Annotated in this window: 15 protein-coding genes; 2 read left to right on the top strand and 13 right to left on the bottom strand. The window is 61.5% G+C overall.

All coding sequences use genetic code 11. The features are described 5' to 3' along the window. Window positions 1-193: 193 nt before the first annotated feature. The 5 genes from lon to loiP form a co-directional block, all read right to left on the bottom strand. Complete coding sequence (lon, locus tag AC6CIE_RS03235) at window positions 194-2644, bottom strand: endopeptidase La (protein ID WP_495601364.1); 2451 nt, start codon at window positions 2642-2644, stop codon at window positions 194-196. A 258-nt stretch (window positions 2645-2902) separates the two neighbouring features. Continuing rightward, complete coding sequence (clpX, locus tag AC6CIE_RS03230; protein ID WP_056562435.1) at window positions 2903-4201, bottom strand: ATP-dependent Clp protease ATP-binding subunit ClpX; 1299 nt, start codon at window positions 4199-4201, stop codon at window positions 2903-2905. Window positions 4202-4303: 102 nt separating this feature from the next. Further along, the gene (gene clpP, locus AC6CIE_RS03225) at window positions 4304-4957 is read right to left on the bottom strand and encodes an ATP-dependent Clp endopeptidase proteolytic subunit ClpP (RefSeq protein WP_175123408.1); all 654 of its coding nucleotides are present in this window, start codon (window positions 4955-4957) and stop codon (window positions 4304-4306) included. 4 nt (window positions 4958-4961) lie between these two features. After that, window positions 4962-6272, bottom strand: coding sequence for a trigger factor (gene tig, locus AC6CIE_RS03220; protein WP_175123409.1), 1311 nt, complete (start codon window positions 6270-6272; stop codon window positions 4962-4964). A 164-nt stretch (window positions 6273-6436) separates the two neighbouring features. Next, window positions 6437-7192 carry a metalloprotease LoiP gene (loiP, locus tag AC6CIE_RS03215; protein ID WP_498091122.1) on the bottom strand — a complete coding sequence of 252 codons (756 nt, stop codon included), beginning with the start codon at window positions 7190-7192 and terminating at the stop codon, window positions 6437-6439. Between the two features lie 256 nt (window positions 7193-7448). Here loiP and AC6CIE_RS03210 point away from each other — a divergent pair, with 256 nt between their 5' ends. Next, on the top strand, window positions 7449-7994 hold the full coding sequence (locus tag AC6CIE_RS03210) for a TIGR00645 family protein (protein ID WP_175123411.1): 546 nt from the start codon (window positions 7449-7451) through the stop codon (window positions 7992-7994). Between the two features lie 95 nt (window positions 7995-8089). On the opposite strand, the gene AC6CIE_RS03205 is transcribed toward AC6CIE_RS03210, so the two are convergent. The 5 genes from AC6CIE_RS03205 to AC6CIE_RS03185 form a co-directional block, all read right to left on the bottom strand. After that, window positions 8090-8296 carry a cold-shock protein gene (locus AC6CIE_RS03205; protein ID WP_042794090.1) on the bottom strand — a complete coding sequence of 69 codons (207 nt, stop codon included), beginning with the start codon at window positions 8294-8296 and terminating at the stop codon, window positions 8090-8092. A 322-nt stretch (window positions 8297-8618) separates the two neighbouring features. Then, a complete protein-coding gene (locus tag AC6CIE_RS03200) occupies window positions 8619-9182 on the bottom strand; it encodes a DUF924 family protein (RefSeq protein ID WP_175138353.1) in 564 nt (187 codons plus the stop codon). Between the two features lie 135 nt (window positions 9183-9317). Beyond that, window positions 9318-9521, bottom strand: a complete 204-nt coding sequence (locus AC6CIE_RS03195) for a cold-shock protein (protein WP_006220190.1) — start codon at window positions 9519-9521, stop codon at window positions 9318-9320. Window positions 9522-9892: 371 nt separating this feature from the next. Further along, on the bottom strand, window positions 9893-10213 hold the full coding sequence (locus AC6CIE_RS03190; protein ID WP_175123413.1) for a hypothetical protein: 321 nt from the start codon (window positions 10211-10213) through the stop codon (window positions 9893-9895). 93 nt (window positions 10214-10306) lie between these two features. Continuing rightward, entirely contained in the window at window positions 10307-10705 is a 399-nt protein-coding gene (locus AC6CIE_RS03185; protein WP_175123414.1) for a hypothetical protein, read from the bottom strand. Between the two features lie 123 nt (window positions 10706-10828). On the opposite strand from AC6CIE_RS03185, the gene AC6CIE_RS03180 reads away from it, so the two are divergent. Then, window positions 10829-11128, top strand: a complete 300-nt coding sequence (locus tag AC6CIE_RS03180) for a DUF2513 domain-containing protein (RefSeq protein ID WP_175123415.1) — start codon at window positions 10829-10831, stop codon at window positions 11126-11128. Between the two features lie 25 nt (window positions 11129-11153). Here AC6CIE_RS03180 and AC6CIE_RS03175 read toward each other — a convergent pair whose 3' ends face one another. From AC6CIE_RS03175 to AC6CIE_RS03165, 3 genes are all read right to left on the bottom strand, one after another. Further along, complete coding sequence (locus AC6CIE_RS03175; protein ID WP_218344760.1) at window positions 11154-11459, bottom strand: hypothetical protein; 306 nt, start codon at window positions 11457-11459, stop codon at window positions 11154-11156. A 95-nt stretch (window positions 11460-11554) separates the two neighbouring features. Further along, window positions 11555-11941 carry a RidA family protein gene (locus AC6CIE_RS03170; RefSeq protein WP_175123417.1) on the bottom strand — a complete coding sequence of 129 codons (387 nt, stop codon included), beginning with the start codon at window positions 11939-11941 and terminating at the stop codon, window positions 11555-11557. A 25-nt stretch (window positions 11942-11966) separates the two neighbouring features. Further along, complete coding sequence (locus tag AC6CIE_RS03165) at window positions 11967-13124, bottom strand: DSD1 family PLP-dependent enzyme (RefSeq protein ID WP_498091120.1); 1158 nt, start codon at window positions 13122-13124, stop codon at window positions 11967-11969. Between the last annotated feature and the right edge of the window lie 119 nt (window positions 13125-13243).

Below are 13243 nucleotides of genomic sequence, written 5' to 3'. Positions count from 1 at the left end.
TTGTCCTGCACATAGCCAAGCCCTGCAGGCGGCTTACGCCGCCTACGCCATACCTCGCTACCGGTATGCCACATCCAAAAGAAAACCCCGCTCACTGAGCGGGGTTTTTTGCTTTGGGGCGGTCCGTAAGACTTTAGACACCCTTGGGCTTCGGGCGCCCTCTTTCGAGAGCGCCCTGGCGTTCAAGACGCCATCAGTGCTTCATGACCGGGTCGGTAGAGCCGGGTTCAGCCGGCTTGGCAACCAGGGGCTCCTTGACGACTTCTTCCTCGGCCAACGGCTCCGGCAGACGCTCCAAGGCCAGTTCCAGCACCTTGTCGATCCAACGCACCGGCACGATCTCGAGGTGGTTCTTGACGTTGTCCGGGATCTCCGCCAAATCCTTGACGTTTTCTTCCGGAATCAGAACCGTCTTGATACCGCCACGGTGAGCCGCGAGCAGCTTTTCCTTCAGGCCGCCGATCGGCAGCACTTCGCCGCGCAGCGTGATCTCGCCCGTCATGGCGACGTCGGCGCGCACCGGGATGCGCGACAGGGCCGACACCATGGCCGTGGTGATCGCGATACCCGCGGACGGACCGTCCTTGGGCGTCGCACCTTCCGGCACGTGCACGTGCATGTCGTGCTTTTCGAAGACGCTGTCGGCAAAGCCCAGGCGGCGAGCCCGCGAACGCACAACGGTGCGCGCCGCTTCGACCGATTCCTTCATCACGTCGCCGAGCGAACCCGTACGTTGGATGACGCCCTTGCCGGGCATGTCCGCGACTTCGATCGTCAGCAGGTCGCCGCCGACTTCCGTCCACGCCAGGCCGGTCACCTGACCGATCTGGTTTTCCTTTTCGGCCATGCCAAACGCGTAGCGGCGCACACCGAGGTAATCGCTGAGGTTGTCGGCCGTGACGTTGACCGCCTTGACCTCGAGCGTCTTGCCCTCAGCCTTGGCGCGATCGCTTTGGGTCAGCAATTGCTTGATGACCTTGCGGCAGATCTTGCCCACTTCGCGCTCGAGCGCACGGACACCGGCTTCGCGGGTGTAGTAACGCACGATATCGCGCAGCGCGCTGTCGTCGACAGTCAGCTCGGTATCCTTCACGCCGTTGTTCTTCATCAGCTTGGGCAGCAGATGGTCGCGGGCGATGTGGATCTTTTCTTCCTCGGTGTAACCCGACAGGCGGATCACTTCCATACGATCCAGCAGGGCCGGCGGAATGTTCAGCGTGTTGCTGGTCGCCACGAACATGACGTCGGAGAGATCGAAGTCGACCTCGATGTAGTGGTCCTGGAATGTGTGGTTCTGTTCCGGGTCCAGCACTTCGAGCAAGGCCGACGAGGGATCGCCGCGGAAATCCATGCCCAGCTTGTCGATTTCATCAAGCAGGAACAGCGGATTGCGCACGCCAACCTTCGACATGTTCTGCACGATCTTGCCGGGCATCGAGCCGATGTACGTACGACGGTGACCGCGGATCTCGGCTTCGTCGCGCACGCCGCCCAGGGCCATACGCACGAACTTGCGGTTCGTGGCCTTGGCGATCGACTGACCAAGCGAGGTTTTACCGACGCCCGGAGGGCCGACCAGGCACAGGATCGGCGCCTTCACCTTGTCCACGCGCTGTTGCACGGCAAGATATTCGAGGATCCGTTCCTTGACCTTTTCGAGACCGTAGTGGTCGTTGTCCAGCACCGTCTCGGCGTTGCTGATCGAGTTGTTGATCTTGCTCTTCTTTCTCCAGGGGAGATTGATGAGCGTGTCGATATAGTTGCGCACCACAGTGGCTTCGGCCGACATGGGCGACATGAGCTTGAGCTTCTTGAGCTCGGCATCGGCTTTCTTGCGCGCCTCTTTGGGCATGTGGGCAGCGATGATCTTCTTTTCAAGCTCTTCGATGTCCGCGCCCTCTTCGCCTTCGCCCAACTCCTTCTGAATGGCCTTGACCTGCTCATTCAGGTAGTAGTCGCGCTGGCTCTTTTCCATCTGCTTCTTCACGCGGCCACGAATCCGCTTCTCGACCTGGAGGATGTCGATTTCGGTTTCGAGTTGCGTGAGCAAGCCTTCGAGGCGTTCGGAGGTGCCGGTGATCTCGAGCATCTTCTGCTTCTGCTCGAGCTTCAGGGGAAGATGCGCGGCGATCGTGTCGGCCAGGCGGCCAGCATCGTCGATGCCAGCCAGCGAGGTCAGGATCTCCGGGGGGATCTTCTTGTTGAGCTTTACGTACTGCTCGAACTGCGCAACGATGGCGCGGCGCAAGGCTTCTGTTTCGGAGCCCTGCATGGCGTCCGGTTCGATAGGCGACACCTGGCAGGTGAAGTGCGAATCGGCGTCTTCGATGGTGTTGATGCGCGCGCGCTGCGTGCCTTCAACCAGCACCTTCACGGTGCCGTCGGGCAGCTTGAGCATTTGCAGGATGCCGGCGACGCAGCCAATTTCGTATACGTCTTCAGGCGTGGGGTCATCTTTGCCGGCGGACTTTTGAGCCACCAGCATGATGCTTTTGCCCGCTTCCATCGCGACCTCGAGCGCGCGGATGGAGCGCGGACGGCCGACGAACAGCGGGATGACCATATGCGGGAACACTACGACGTCGCGCAGCGGCAGCAGGGGAAGGTCGATCGGGTCGGAAGGCAGGGTCTGGCTGGCAGACATATGAGGTTCCTCGGTATGACTCGGCGTATGGGGACGGGACACCCGGGTAATACCCGAGCAAACTCGTCAATTACGTCTGTTATGGGAACAATAGCCGAAAATTCAAGATCTCGGCCGCCTGGATCACCAAAAGGCCCCAAAAAGGCCCTGGAACCGTCTTCAGTATGCGGCCATGGCGGCCGGCTGAAAAGTGTGATCGTGGATGGAGAAGCGCCCTAGGCAAAAAAACCCGTTACGAGAACGGGCTTTTTTGAAATATCAGGCGGCGGCGTCGCGGACTTCTCCGCGCTCCGGCTTCTCTGGCGCGGCGTTTTCATCCGCGTAGATCAGCAAGGGCTTGCCCTCGCCTTCGATGGCGTTTTCGTCGAGCACCACACGCTTGACGTTGCCCTGCGAGGGCAGGTCGTACATGGTGTCGAGCAGCGCCTGCTCGATGATGGAACGCAGGCCGCGAGCACCCGTCTTGCGACGCAGCGCCTTGCGGGCGATGGCCTTCAGTGCGGCAGGGCGCACGTCGAGTTCAGCGCCTTCCATGGCGAACAGCTTCTGGAATTGCTTAAGCAGGGCGTTCTTGGGCTCGGTCAGAATCTGGACGAGCGCGGCTTCGTCCAGCTCGTCCAGCGTGGCGACCACGGGCAGACGGCCGACCAGTTCGGGGATGAGACCGAACTTGATGAGGTCTTCGGGCTCGACTTCGGAGAACAGCTCACCGACGCCGCGCTCGGACTTGGCGCGCACGGACGCCGAGAAGCCGATACCGGACTTTTCAGTGCGGTCGCGGATGACCTTTTCCAGTCCGTCGAAGGCGCCGCCCACGATGAACAGAATGTTGGTCGTGTCGACCTGCACGAAATCCTGGTTGGGGTGCTTGCGCCCGCCCTGCGGGGGCACCGACGCCACCGTACCTTCGATCAGCTTCAGCAAGGCCTGCTGCACGCCCTCGCCCGACACGTCGCGGGTGATGGACGGGTTGTCGGACTTGCGCGAAATCTTGTCGATCTCGTCGATGTAGATGATGGCGCGCTGGGCTTTTTCGACTTCATAGTTGCAGTTCTGCAGCAACTTCTGAATGATGTTTTCGACGTCTTCACCCACATAACCGGCTTCGGTCAGCGTGGTGGCGTCGGCCATGACGAAGGGCACGTTCAGCATGCGAGCCAGCGTCTGGGCCAGGAGCGTCTTGCCGGAGCCGGTCGGCCCGATCAGCATGATGTTGCTCTTGGAGAGCTCGACTTCGTCGCCCTTGATTTCGCCGTGGCGAATGCGCTTGTAGTGGTTGTAGACGGCCACGGCCAGCATGCGCTTGGGCGACGATTGCCCAATGACGTACTGGTCCAGGAAAGTCTTGATTTCAGCCGGAGTGGGCAGCTCGGAACGAATCGCCGCGCGCGCGGTGGCCTGGGCCTCTTCGCGGATGATGTCGTTGCACAGATCTATGCATTCATCGCAGATGAATACCGACGGACCCGCGATCAGCTTGCGGACTTCGTGCTGGCTTTTATTGCAAAACGAGCAATGCAGCACCTTAGCGTCTGCCGATCCCTTTTTTTCAGGCATATTTCTTTCGTATCTCAGGTAAAGATGCGCCAGGCCGGGTAAATGGCCTAGCGCATGCGCTTACTCAAACATGATGGCAGCGGGTCTGGTTCAACCGGGAAGTCAGCCTTCGGACCGGGAGGCCATGACCTTGTCCACCAGGCCATACGATACCGCATCTTCGGCCGACATGAAGTTGTCACGTTCCGTGTCCAGCTCGATGCGCTCCATGCTCTGTCCGGTGTTGTTGGACAGGATGCGGTTGAGGCGCTCGCGCAGGTCCAGGATTTCGCGGGCCTGGATCTGGATGTCGGAAGCCTGCCCCTGGGCGCCGCCCGAGGGCTGGTGAATCATGATGCGCGAGTTGGGCAGAGTGAAACGCTTGCCCTTCTTGCCAGCCGCCAGCAGGAACGCGCCCATGCTGGCCGCGAGGCCGGTGCACAGGGTGGACACGTCCGGCTTGACGAACTGCATGGTGTCAAAAATGGCCATTCCCGCGTACACCGACCCGCCGGGCGAGTTGATGTACAGGGAAATGTCCTTGTCAGGATTCTCCGATTCCAGGAACAGCAACTGAGCCACGACCAGGTTGGCCGTGGCGTCGTTCACCGGACCCACCAGGAAAATGAGCCGTTCGCGGAGCAGACGCGAATAGATGTCGTAGGCGCGCTCGCCGCGCCCCGACTGCTCGATCACCATGGGAATGTAGCCCAGGCCGGTGGGGGTCACCGAAGACCCGCCATTCATTGCCGCATAGAAATCGGTGAATCTCTGCATAGTGTTACGCCATCCCCATCAACTGATCGAAAGCCACCTTTTCGTCGGTGACCTTGGCCTTTTCCAGAACATGCGCGACGACGTTGTCTTCGAGCACGATAGCCTCGATTTCAGCACGACGCTGGCGGTCTGCCAGGTAATAGCTGACAACCTGGGCGGGTTGTTCGTAGTTCTGGGCGAATTCTTCGATGCGTGCGCGCACCTGTTCCGGCTTGGCTTGCAGCTGAGCTTGCTTGACCAGTTCGGACACCAGCAGGCCCAGGCGGACGCGGCGCTCGGATTCGGTCGAGAAAGCCTCGGCCGGGATCGGCACGGATTCGGCATTGGGCACGCCGCGCTGCTTCAGTTCTTCGCGGGCAGCGGCGATACGGCCTTGCACGTCGTTGTCGATCAGGGCCTTCGGCACGTCGAACTTGCCGGCTTCGACCAGGGCGTCCATGACGCTGGCCTTGGTGCGGCCTTGCGAACGGACCTTGACTTCGCGCTCGATGTTGCTGCGGATGTCGGCCTTGAGCTTTTCGACGTCGCCTTCCGCTTGGCCGAGCGACTTGGCGAATTCGCCGTTCAGTTCGGGCAGGACGCCTTCAGCCACTTCCTTGATGGTGATGGTGAATTCGGCGGTCTTGCCGGCGACTTCAACGCCTTGGTAGTCATCCGGGAACTTGAGCTGGAAAACCTTGGTTTCGCCAGCCTTCAGGCCGCGGGCGGCTTCTTCGAATTCCGGCAGCATGCGGCCTTGGCCGAGCACGAACGGGAAGTCTTCGGCCTTGCCGCCTTCGAACGGCACGCCGTCGATGGTGCCGGCGAAGTCGAGCGTGACGCGGTCGCCGTCGGCGCTGGCGCGGCCTTCACGGGCTTCGAACGTGGCGCGTTGCTTACGCAGCACGTCCAGCGTCTGCTGGACTTCCGCGTCGGTGACGGCGGTTTCGTAGCGGGTGACGGCCAGTTCGGACAGGTCCGGCACGGCGACTTCGGGGTAGACCTCGAACGTGGCGGTGAACGCCAGCGTGTCGTCGGAAACGCCTTCCGTCTTGGGCTCGAGGTTCGGGGCGCCGGCAACGCGCAACTTGGCGCCGTCGATGGCTTGTTCAAAGGCACGGCCAACTTGGCTATTGATCACGTCGTAGCGGATGCTGGGGCCATGGCTGCGCTCGAGCATGGCGAGCGGCGCCTTGCCCGGACGGAAGCCGGGGACCTTGGCGGTCCGAGCCACGCGCTTCAATTGCGCCTGGACTTCCTTTTCGACGTCGGCCACCGAGACGGCCAGATCAACACGGCGCTCCAGGCCGGAGAGGGTTTCAACCACAGGCTGCATTAAAAGACCTATTTTCCGAGAGATGAGATTACGGGCGGATAAACGCGGCATTTTACCGGAAACTTCCGGAACCCTGACGCAAAGGGGCGCGAGCCCCGGATTTGCCCGGATGCTCGCGCCCCGTTTATCGCCCAAAAAGCGAGGACGGACGCCTGGCCGAGAGGTTACTTGGCCTTGGCGATGCGGTCTTCGATGTGTTGTGCACGCTTGGCCGAGGACGGGTGGGAGCTCATCATATCGCTCTTGCCGCCGTCCAGCTCGGCCAGCTTCTGGAACGCGGTCACGAGGCCACGCGTATTCTGTTTCTTGGACTGCAGCAGGTCGAACGAATAATCGTCCGCCGCACTTTCCTGCGATTGCGAGAACTGCGCATTGATGAACTTCTCGGTCAGGTCGCCCAGTTGCGAGGAGCTCAACTGAGCCACCGTCGCGCCGCCAGCCGCGCCCGCCGCATCACGCGCAGCCGACACCGTGTAGGCGGTCTGCATCGCCTTCTTGGTGTGGCCCAGCGCCACGTGACCGATTTCGTGGCCGACCACGCCCATCACTTCGTCGTCCGTCATCATGTCCATGAGACCGCTATACACGCGGATGCAGCCGTTGGCCATTGCCCACGCGTTGACGTCCTTGGTGACATAGACCTTGTAGCTGGCCTTCTGGCCATTGACCGTGCTGCCCAGCGCCTTGGCGATCTTCTGCAGACGGGCGTCGTACTTGCTGCCCGGCGCGGCGATCTTTTCCTGCGAATCGCTTTGCGCGCACGCCTTGTCCGACAGGGTCTTGATCTCGGCATCGCTCAGCGTGGCCGCCTGGACGACCTTGGCGCCGGCGCCGACGAGCCCACCGATGTCCAACGCATGTGCGGCCGAGTAAGGGGCGAGCGCAAGGGCCAACGCGGCGACGGTGTAGCGGATCTTCATGGGAACAAACTCCTATTGACTTGTTCTATGCAAACGAGGCGGCAATTCTATATACGCCCACAGCTTTCGAAGCATTCCGGCACAGAGTTTCGCAAATGCGATTTTCTCTTACCAAATAGCCGAGCAATTCGAGGGCTGCCATGCTAAGCATCGGGAGGCCCTTTTAAAGCCGGTCAAAAGAGATGTCCGCTGTCCCATGGCGTTGATAGAATTGCCGCCGCGCTTTTTTTCGCAAACCCAACGGCTCGCACCCAACATGATCCCGAATCCCCCTCCCCGCCTGGGCCTGCTTCCCAGCCTCATCTTCAGTTCGCGCTGGCTGCAGCTACCGCTGTACCTGGGCCTCATCGTCGCGCAGGGCGTCTACGTGATGCTGTTCCTCAAGGAACTCTGGCACCTGGTCACCCACGCCACCAGCTTCGGCGAAATGGAAATCATGCTGATCGTGCTGGGACTGATCGACGTGGTCATGATCTCCAACCTGCTGGTGATGGTCATCGTGGGCGGCTACGAGACGTTCGTGTCGCGCCTGCGCCTGCAGAACCATCCGGACCAGCCGGAGTGGCTTAGCCACGTCAATGCCAGCGTGCTGAAAGTGAAGCTTGCGATGGCCATCATCGGCATCTCGTCGATCCACCTGCTGCGCACCTTCATCGAAGCCGGCACCATCGGCACGCCGAACGCGCGCTTCACCGAAGCCGGCGTGATGTGGCAGACCATCATCCACGCCATCTTCATCCTGTCGGCGCTGGGGATCGCCTTGGTCGACAAGCTGTCGACCGGCAGCTCAGCCAAGCACTAAGGCAAGCCAGGACAAAAAAGCCCCCACGCGCAAAACGTGGGGGCTTTTTTATGGATAGAACACCGGGTCAGAACCCGGAGCACTACCCAAGAAGCTCAGGCCGCGACCTTGATGTTCTTGGCGCTGGGACCCTTGGGGCCGGTTCCAACGTCGAAAGTGACCCGCTGGTTTTCTTGTAGCGACTTATAGCCTTCGCTACGGATTTCGGAGTAGTGAGCGAAAAGATCCTTGCTGCCGTCGTCGGGCATGATGAAGCCATAACCCTTTTCGGCGTTGAACCACTTGACGATGCCGGTTGCCATGGGATGTCCTTGACCTAAAAAGCGATTGCTCGCGGGACGCCAGATCTTCAAGGATGGGAGAGGATAGCAACCGCGGCACCACTGACGGCGACCAAGGAGAACGCAGACCGCGTCGCTTGAGAATCTCGCTGAAACCAGTTTATTGGTGAACCCGGAAAAACGTCAAATGTCCGAAAGGGCTGGATTCGCGCCCCGAAAAGGCCGCTACACCCGCTAAAGAGCGCAAGCCGGCCCGGGCGGCACGCTCAACATTTTCAACTTGCCACGTACCGATACACGTGGACACTGCGCCGTTTTGAAAGCTCTGTGCGTGCCGCGCGCCCTACCCTGCGAAACCACCCGATTCCAGGAACTCGCGTTCGGCCTGGGTCGTCTGCCGTGCCAATGCCGCGTTCCGGTGCGGGAAGCGCCCGAACCGCTTGATGATGTCGCGATGCAGGACGGCCCATCGCACGGCTTCCGCGCCCAGCGGCTCCATCAACGCGATGGCCCGATTCTGCGCCGCCAGGTTCTCGGCGTGTTCGAACGGCATGTAGAAAAACTGGCGCAGCGAGGCGTCGACTGCAAGATCATGGCCCGCCGCGATGGCGCGTTCGGCAAAATGCAGCGCCAACGCGTCAGTGGCGAACATATGCCCGGTATCGCGGTAGGCGTTGCGAGGAAACTGGTCCAGCAGGATCATCAACGCGATCGCGCCGGCGGGTTCGTCCAGCCAGGCATCGAGCCGGCGGGAAGCGGCCGCCATATGCGCGTCTTCGAAGCGCGCTCGAAAGGCCGCATCGAACTGGGCGCTTTTGCTGAACCACTGCGCGGGACCAGCGTCCAGCCAGAATGCGACTACATCGTCGGGTTGCAGGGCGAACGGCTTTGGCGGTGTGGTGGTCATGGCGGCGATGGCTCGGGGGATTTGGACGCGCTGCCGCAGCCGAAGCGTTGGCCGCGAGGAGAATCGGCCGTCAAGGATACCGCGCAGAAAACAAAAAAGGCCCCGCGAGGGGCCTTCTTGAGAAAACTCAGATCCTTACAGGACTTGAATCTTCGTGGCTTGCGGGCCCTTGGGGCCATTGGCCGTCACAAAGCTGACGCGCTGGTTCTCTTCCAGAGACTTGAAGCCCGAGCCCTGAATTTCGGAGAAGTGAGCGAAGAGGTCCTTGCCGCCCGCTTCCGGGGTGATGAAGCCATAACCCTTTTCCGAATTGAACCACTTAACGACGCCGGTTTCCATACTGTATTTCCTAGAGATAATGGGCAAATGCCCGGAGGTCACGAATCAATCAAGGAGGGGACAGTAGAACAATAACGCTGAGCCGGAAAAGGCACGGCACTGATCGAAAATCGCAACGCTTGTGATCGTGTGCCGACACTATCGTTATGTTCCCCTCACAAGTCAACATAATCCTAAAAAATACGTGCCAATAATGCAACAAAGAGAAACTGCGCAGTTATTTCGCACGTTTTTAAAGGGTAAACGAGTCCCTGCATTGGTGTTAACACCAATACATCATAAAAAAACAAACAAGGCTTATATAAATGCCATCAAAAGCGCGTACGACCTGCAATACGCCGTTTGGATGACACTATGGTTTGCCGTCAGGCTTACTCGTCGATAGGTAAACCCAACAAGTCGAGCGCCGCGCCAAAAGCATCGGGACCCGAGCAAAGGAAAACCGCCACGTCGCCGGGATTCATATTTTCCAGCACTTGGTCGATCTGTTCTTGCGCATTATCAACATTGTCGACATTGGCGGCGTGTATGTCCGCTCCTGCATCGACTTTTTCGCGCGGCACGATGTCTGCGATCGCATTGAGATCATCTATGCCCATCACGACATAGACGCTGATGCTTTCGCCATCCAGCGTGGTGTGCAGCTCAACGCCGCCCGCTACGTCGGCAACGTGCCGACTGAGTATTTCCATTTCCATCTTCCTTGATTTGCGGGCTGAGCCCGCCAGGGCGCTGCACCACGCAGGTGCTCACGCACGCCCAGGCGCGACTATAACAGCCTTAGGCTAACGTTTCTTGGACAGGGGGCCCAGAGACTGGCGGGCGGCCCCAGACGTGGCCGCCACGCTACGGCAGCGCACCCCGGCTTCGGCCAACACGCGGGCCAGCGGCTTTTGTGCAGCCAGGAAGGCGGTCTTCTCGTCACCGGCCAGCTTGCACAGGAAAAGCTGGGCCTGGAGCTGCGTGCGGCGGGCCTTGCGGTTGTCGGCCTCTTTGGCGAGCCATTCGCCCACCCAGGCGGCGGCGGCCTCGGCGTCGCCCTGCTGCTTGACGTGGCCGAGCAGGTCGTAGACGGTCACGCCGTCGATGCGCTCATCCTCGCCGCGCGAGAGGAACAGCTTGGCGGACTGGCCCGTGTAGCCGGGGACGACCGCCAGGCAATCCCGTTCTGCGGGTTTTTTCATGGTGTTTTCGAATGTGGTTTAGCAAGAACCCCGGACTGTAACGCAGGCGCGCGCGCAGTCCTATTGCTGCAGCCGAAGTCTGCTATCGTCGGCGTGTTCTTTTACCCCTACATGGTGAACAACATGCAACGCGATTTCGACTTGGTCGTCACGATTCTGGGCGCCCTGCGCGACGCCCCCGGCCCCAACCTCAGCACGCACGACATCAAGAACGCCGCGCTGGCGCCGCATCCCGAAGAGCAAGGCCTGCAGGTCATCGCGCATCACCTGGACCTGCTGGAAGACGCTGGCCTGGTCAAGCAGGTCAGCGAGACTTCGGCGAACGCCGGTGCGACGCGCTGGCGGATTACCTGGAAGGGTTACGACGCCCTCGAGCAGGATGAGGACGACGAAGAGGATGAGGACTTCGACCCGGAAGAATGAAAGGCCCGGCCGGCCGCTCTGCGCGTCATTGGCGCAACGATTGAGGCATTTGCTGTTGTTGACGGTGTAGCCGGATACGCCGCGTCAGCAGCGCCGCCGCGGTGCCGATCACCAGACTGAACATGAAGGCGGCGATGGACAGCATCGCCGCCAGTTCATCGAACCCGCCCTGGCGCGCCAGCAGCAGCACCACCGCGAAGATTGCCGCCGCCCACCCCAGCAAGCCGATCACCAGTTGCTTGACGGACTGCAGGCGGCCGCACAAGGCGCCGCCGGCAAGTGCGGCGGCCACCATGGCAGCCATGGACCAGAACAGATACTCGTAGTGCATGTGGACGGTCTCCGCCAAGGGCATTGAGGCGCTCGCATTATAGGCGTCGCCTGTTTGCCGGCCTCTCGCGTCTGTCCTTGCCCCTCAGAACCCGGTCAGCCCACCGCCACGACACTGATTTCCACCAGCGCGCCGTAATGGAGTTCGCGCGTGGGCACGATGGCGCGCGCGGGGCGGTGGCTGCCAAAGCACGCTTCGTACACCGCGTTGACCTCATCCCACAGACTGACGTCCGGGATGTAAACGGTGACGTTGACCACGGACGATAACGACGAGCCTGCGGCTTCGAGAATGGCCCGCACGCTGCGCAGCGCTTCCCTTGTCTGGCCGGCCGCGTCCGCCGCCAGCACGGGGCGCACTCCGGGTCCGGCCGGCGGCAAAAAACCCAGCTGCCCCGATACGAAGACGAAGCCGTTGGCGCGAACCGCCTGGGAATAATGCCCGGCCGGCGGCGTGGCATCGGGCGTTTGAATGAAGTCCATGCCGAAATCCTTTTTGATGCGCGGCTCACCAGCCACGGAAGCGTTCCCAGCGTGCCACCACGCCCGGCTCGCCGGGGCGCACGACCTCGTAGGCGTCGTGCTGCGCGCACGTCGCGCAGGCGTGATTCGGGACAATGCGCAGTTTGGCGCCGATGGGCAGGTCCGGCAGGACCGCGTTGCTGCCAGGGCGCACCTTGATGATCCCCTGCTCCTGGTTGGTTTCGGCCAGCAGCACGTCCGGATAGACCTTGCCGTCCACATCGCACACCAGCCCGTACAACTGATCCACCGGCTGCTTGGCGGTGCCACGATCCCGCGACATGGCCATCCATCCCGCGTCGACCAGAATCCAGCCCTTCTCGGGCTGATGGCCGATGACGGTGGTCAGCACCGTCGCAGCGATGTCGTCCACGCTGCACACGCCTAACCCGGCCATGACCAAGTCGAAGAAGACGTACACGCCGGCGCGGACTTCCGTCACGCCATCCAGATTGCGCGCAAAATGCGCGGTGGGCGTGGAGCCGACGCTGACGACCGGGCACGGCAGGCCCGCGCCGCGGATCGCCTTTGCGCAGCTCACGGCGGCCCAGCGTTCCTGTTCGGCCATGTCCGCAATCGCCTCGACGCTGCGGCAGCCATAGGATTCGCCCGCGTGCGTCATGACGCCGCGCAGGCACGCGCCGTCTTCGTGCAACACGCGCGCGATTGCCAGCAGTTGGTCCGTGTCCTTGGGCTGCACGCCGGCACGGTGGCCGTCGCAATCGATCTCGATGAGCGCCGGGATCGGATCGCCGGCAGCCTTGGCACGCGCCGACACCGCGCGCGCGGCCTCGATGCTGTCGACGACAACGGTCAGGTCGACGCCGCGCTTTCGCAAGGCCAGCACGCGGTCGAGCTTCGACGGCGACACGCCCACCGCATACAGCAGATCCGTGACGCCAGCGGCGGCGAACTGTTCTGCCTCCTGCAAGGTCGAGACGGCGGCTGGCCCTTGCGGCGTCGCCATCAGCCGGCGGGCGACCTCGATGGACTTGGGCGTTTTCAGATGGGGACGCAGCCCGACGCCGTGGCCGGCCATCAGGGCGTTCAGCCGCGCGATATTGCGCATCATGCGCGTTTCATCGAGCAGCAGACAGGGCGTTTCCAGGGCATCCAGCGTGGATGCGACGGTTTCGAGGGTCATGGCAATCTCTTTGCGAGTGAGCGGCAGGCAGGACGGGCCTGCGGGAATCAGCACGCAGTATGGCGCGGAAGGCGCTTACCTTGTTTAATGCCAACTTAATATCCCATTAAGCCAAAACT

The organism is Achromobacter sp. GQ309 (genome assembly GCF_059759315.1).
The sequence above is the reverse complement of the archived record's forward strand: the minus strand, read 5'-3'. Positions and strand labels throughout refer to the sequence as shown.

Coding starts and splice junctions, on each gene's coding strand:
- AC6CIE_RS03210 (WP_175123411.1), top strand. CDS start 7,449: ATGATCCCGAATCCCCCTCCCCGCCTGGGCCTGCTTCCCAGCCTCATC.
- clpP (WP_175123408.1), bottom strand. CDS start 4,957: ATGCAGAGATTCACCGATTTCTATGCGGCAATGAATGGCGGGTCTTCG.
- lon (WP_495601364.1), bottom strand. CDS start 2,644: ATGTCTGCCAGCCAGACCCTGCCTTCCGACCCGATCGACCTTCCCCTG.
- loiP (WP_498091122.1), bottom strand. CDS start 7,192: ATGAAGATCCGCTACACCGTCGCCGCGTTGGCCCTTGCGCTCGCCCCT.
- AC6CIE_RS03195 (WP_006220190.1), bottom strand. CDS start 9,521: ATGGAAACCGGCGTCGTTAAGTGGTTCAATTCGGAAAAGGGTTATGGC.
- AC6CIE_RS03175 (WP_218344760.1), bottom strand. CDS start 11,459: ATGCACTACGAGTATCTGTTCTGGTCCATGGCTGCCATGGTGGCCGCC.
- AC6CIE_RS03205 (WP_042794090.1), bottom strand. CDS start 8,296: ATGGCAACCGGCATCGTCAAGTGGTTCAACGCCGAAAAGGGTTATGGC.
- clpX (WP_056562435.1), bottom strand. CDS start 4,201: ATGCCTGAAAAAAAGGGATCGGCAGACGCTAAGGTGCTGCATTGCTCG.
- AC6CIE_RS03185 (WP_175123414.1), bottom strand. CDS start 10,705: ATGAAAAAACCCGCAGAACGGGATTGCCTGGCGGTCGTCCCCGGCTAC.
- AC6CIE_RS03180 (WP_175123415.1), top strand. CDS start 10,829: ATGCAACGCGATTTCGACTTGGTCGTCACGATTCTGGGCGCCCTGCGC.
- AC6CIE_RS03165 (WP_498091120.1), bottom strand. CDS start 13,124: ATGACCCTCGAAACCGTCGCATCCACGCTGGATGCCCTGGAAACGCCC.
- tig (WP_175123409.1), bottom strand. CDS start 6,272: ATGCAGCCTGTGGTTGAAACCCTCTCCGGCCTGGAGCGCCGTGTTGAT.
- AC6CIE_RS03190 (WP_175123413.1), bottom strand. CDS start 10,213: ATGGAAATACTCAGTCGGCACGTTGCCGACGTAGCGGGCGGCGTTGAG.
- AC6CIE_RS03200 (WP_175138353.1), bottom strand. CDS start 9,182: ATGACCACCACACCGCCAAAGCCGTTCGCCCTGCAACCCGACGATGTA.
- AC6CIE_RS03170 (WP_175123417.1), bottom strand. CDS start 11,941: ATGGACTTCATTCAAACGCCCGATGCCACGCCGCCGGCCGGGCATTAT.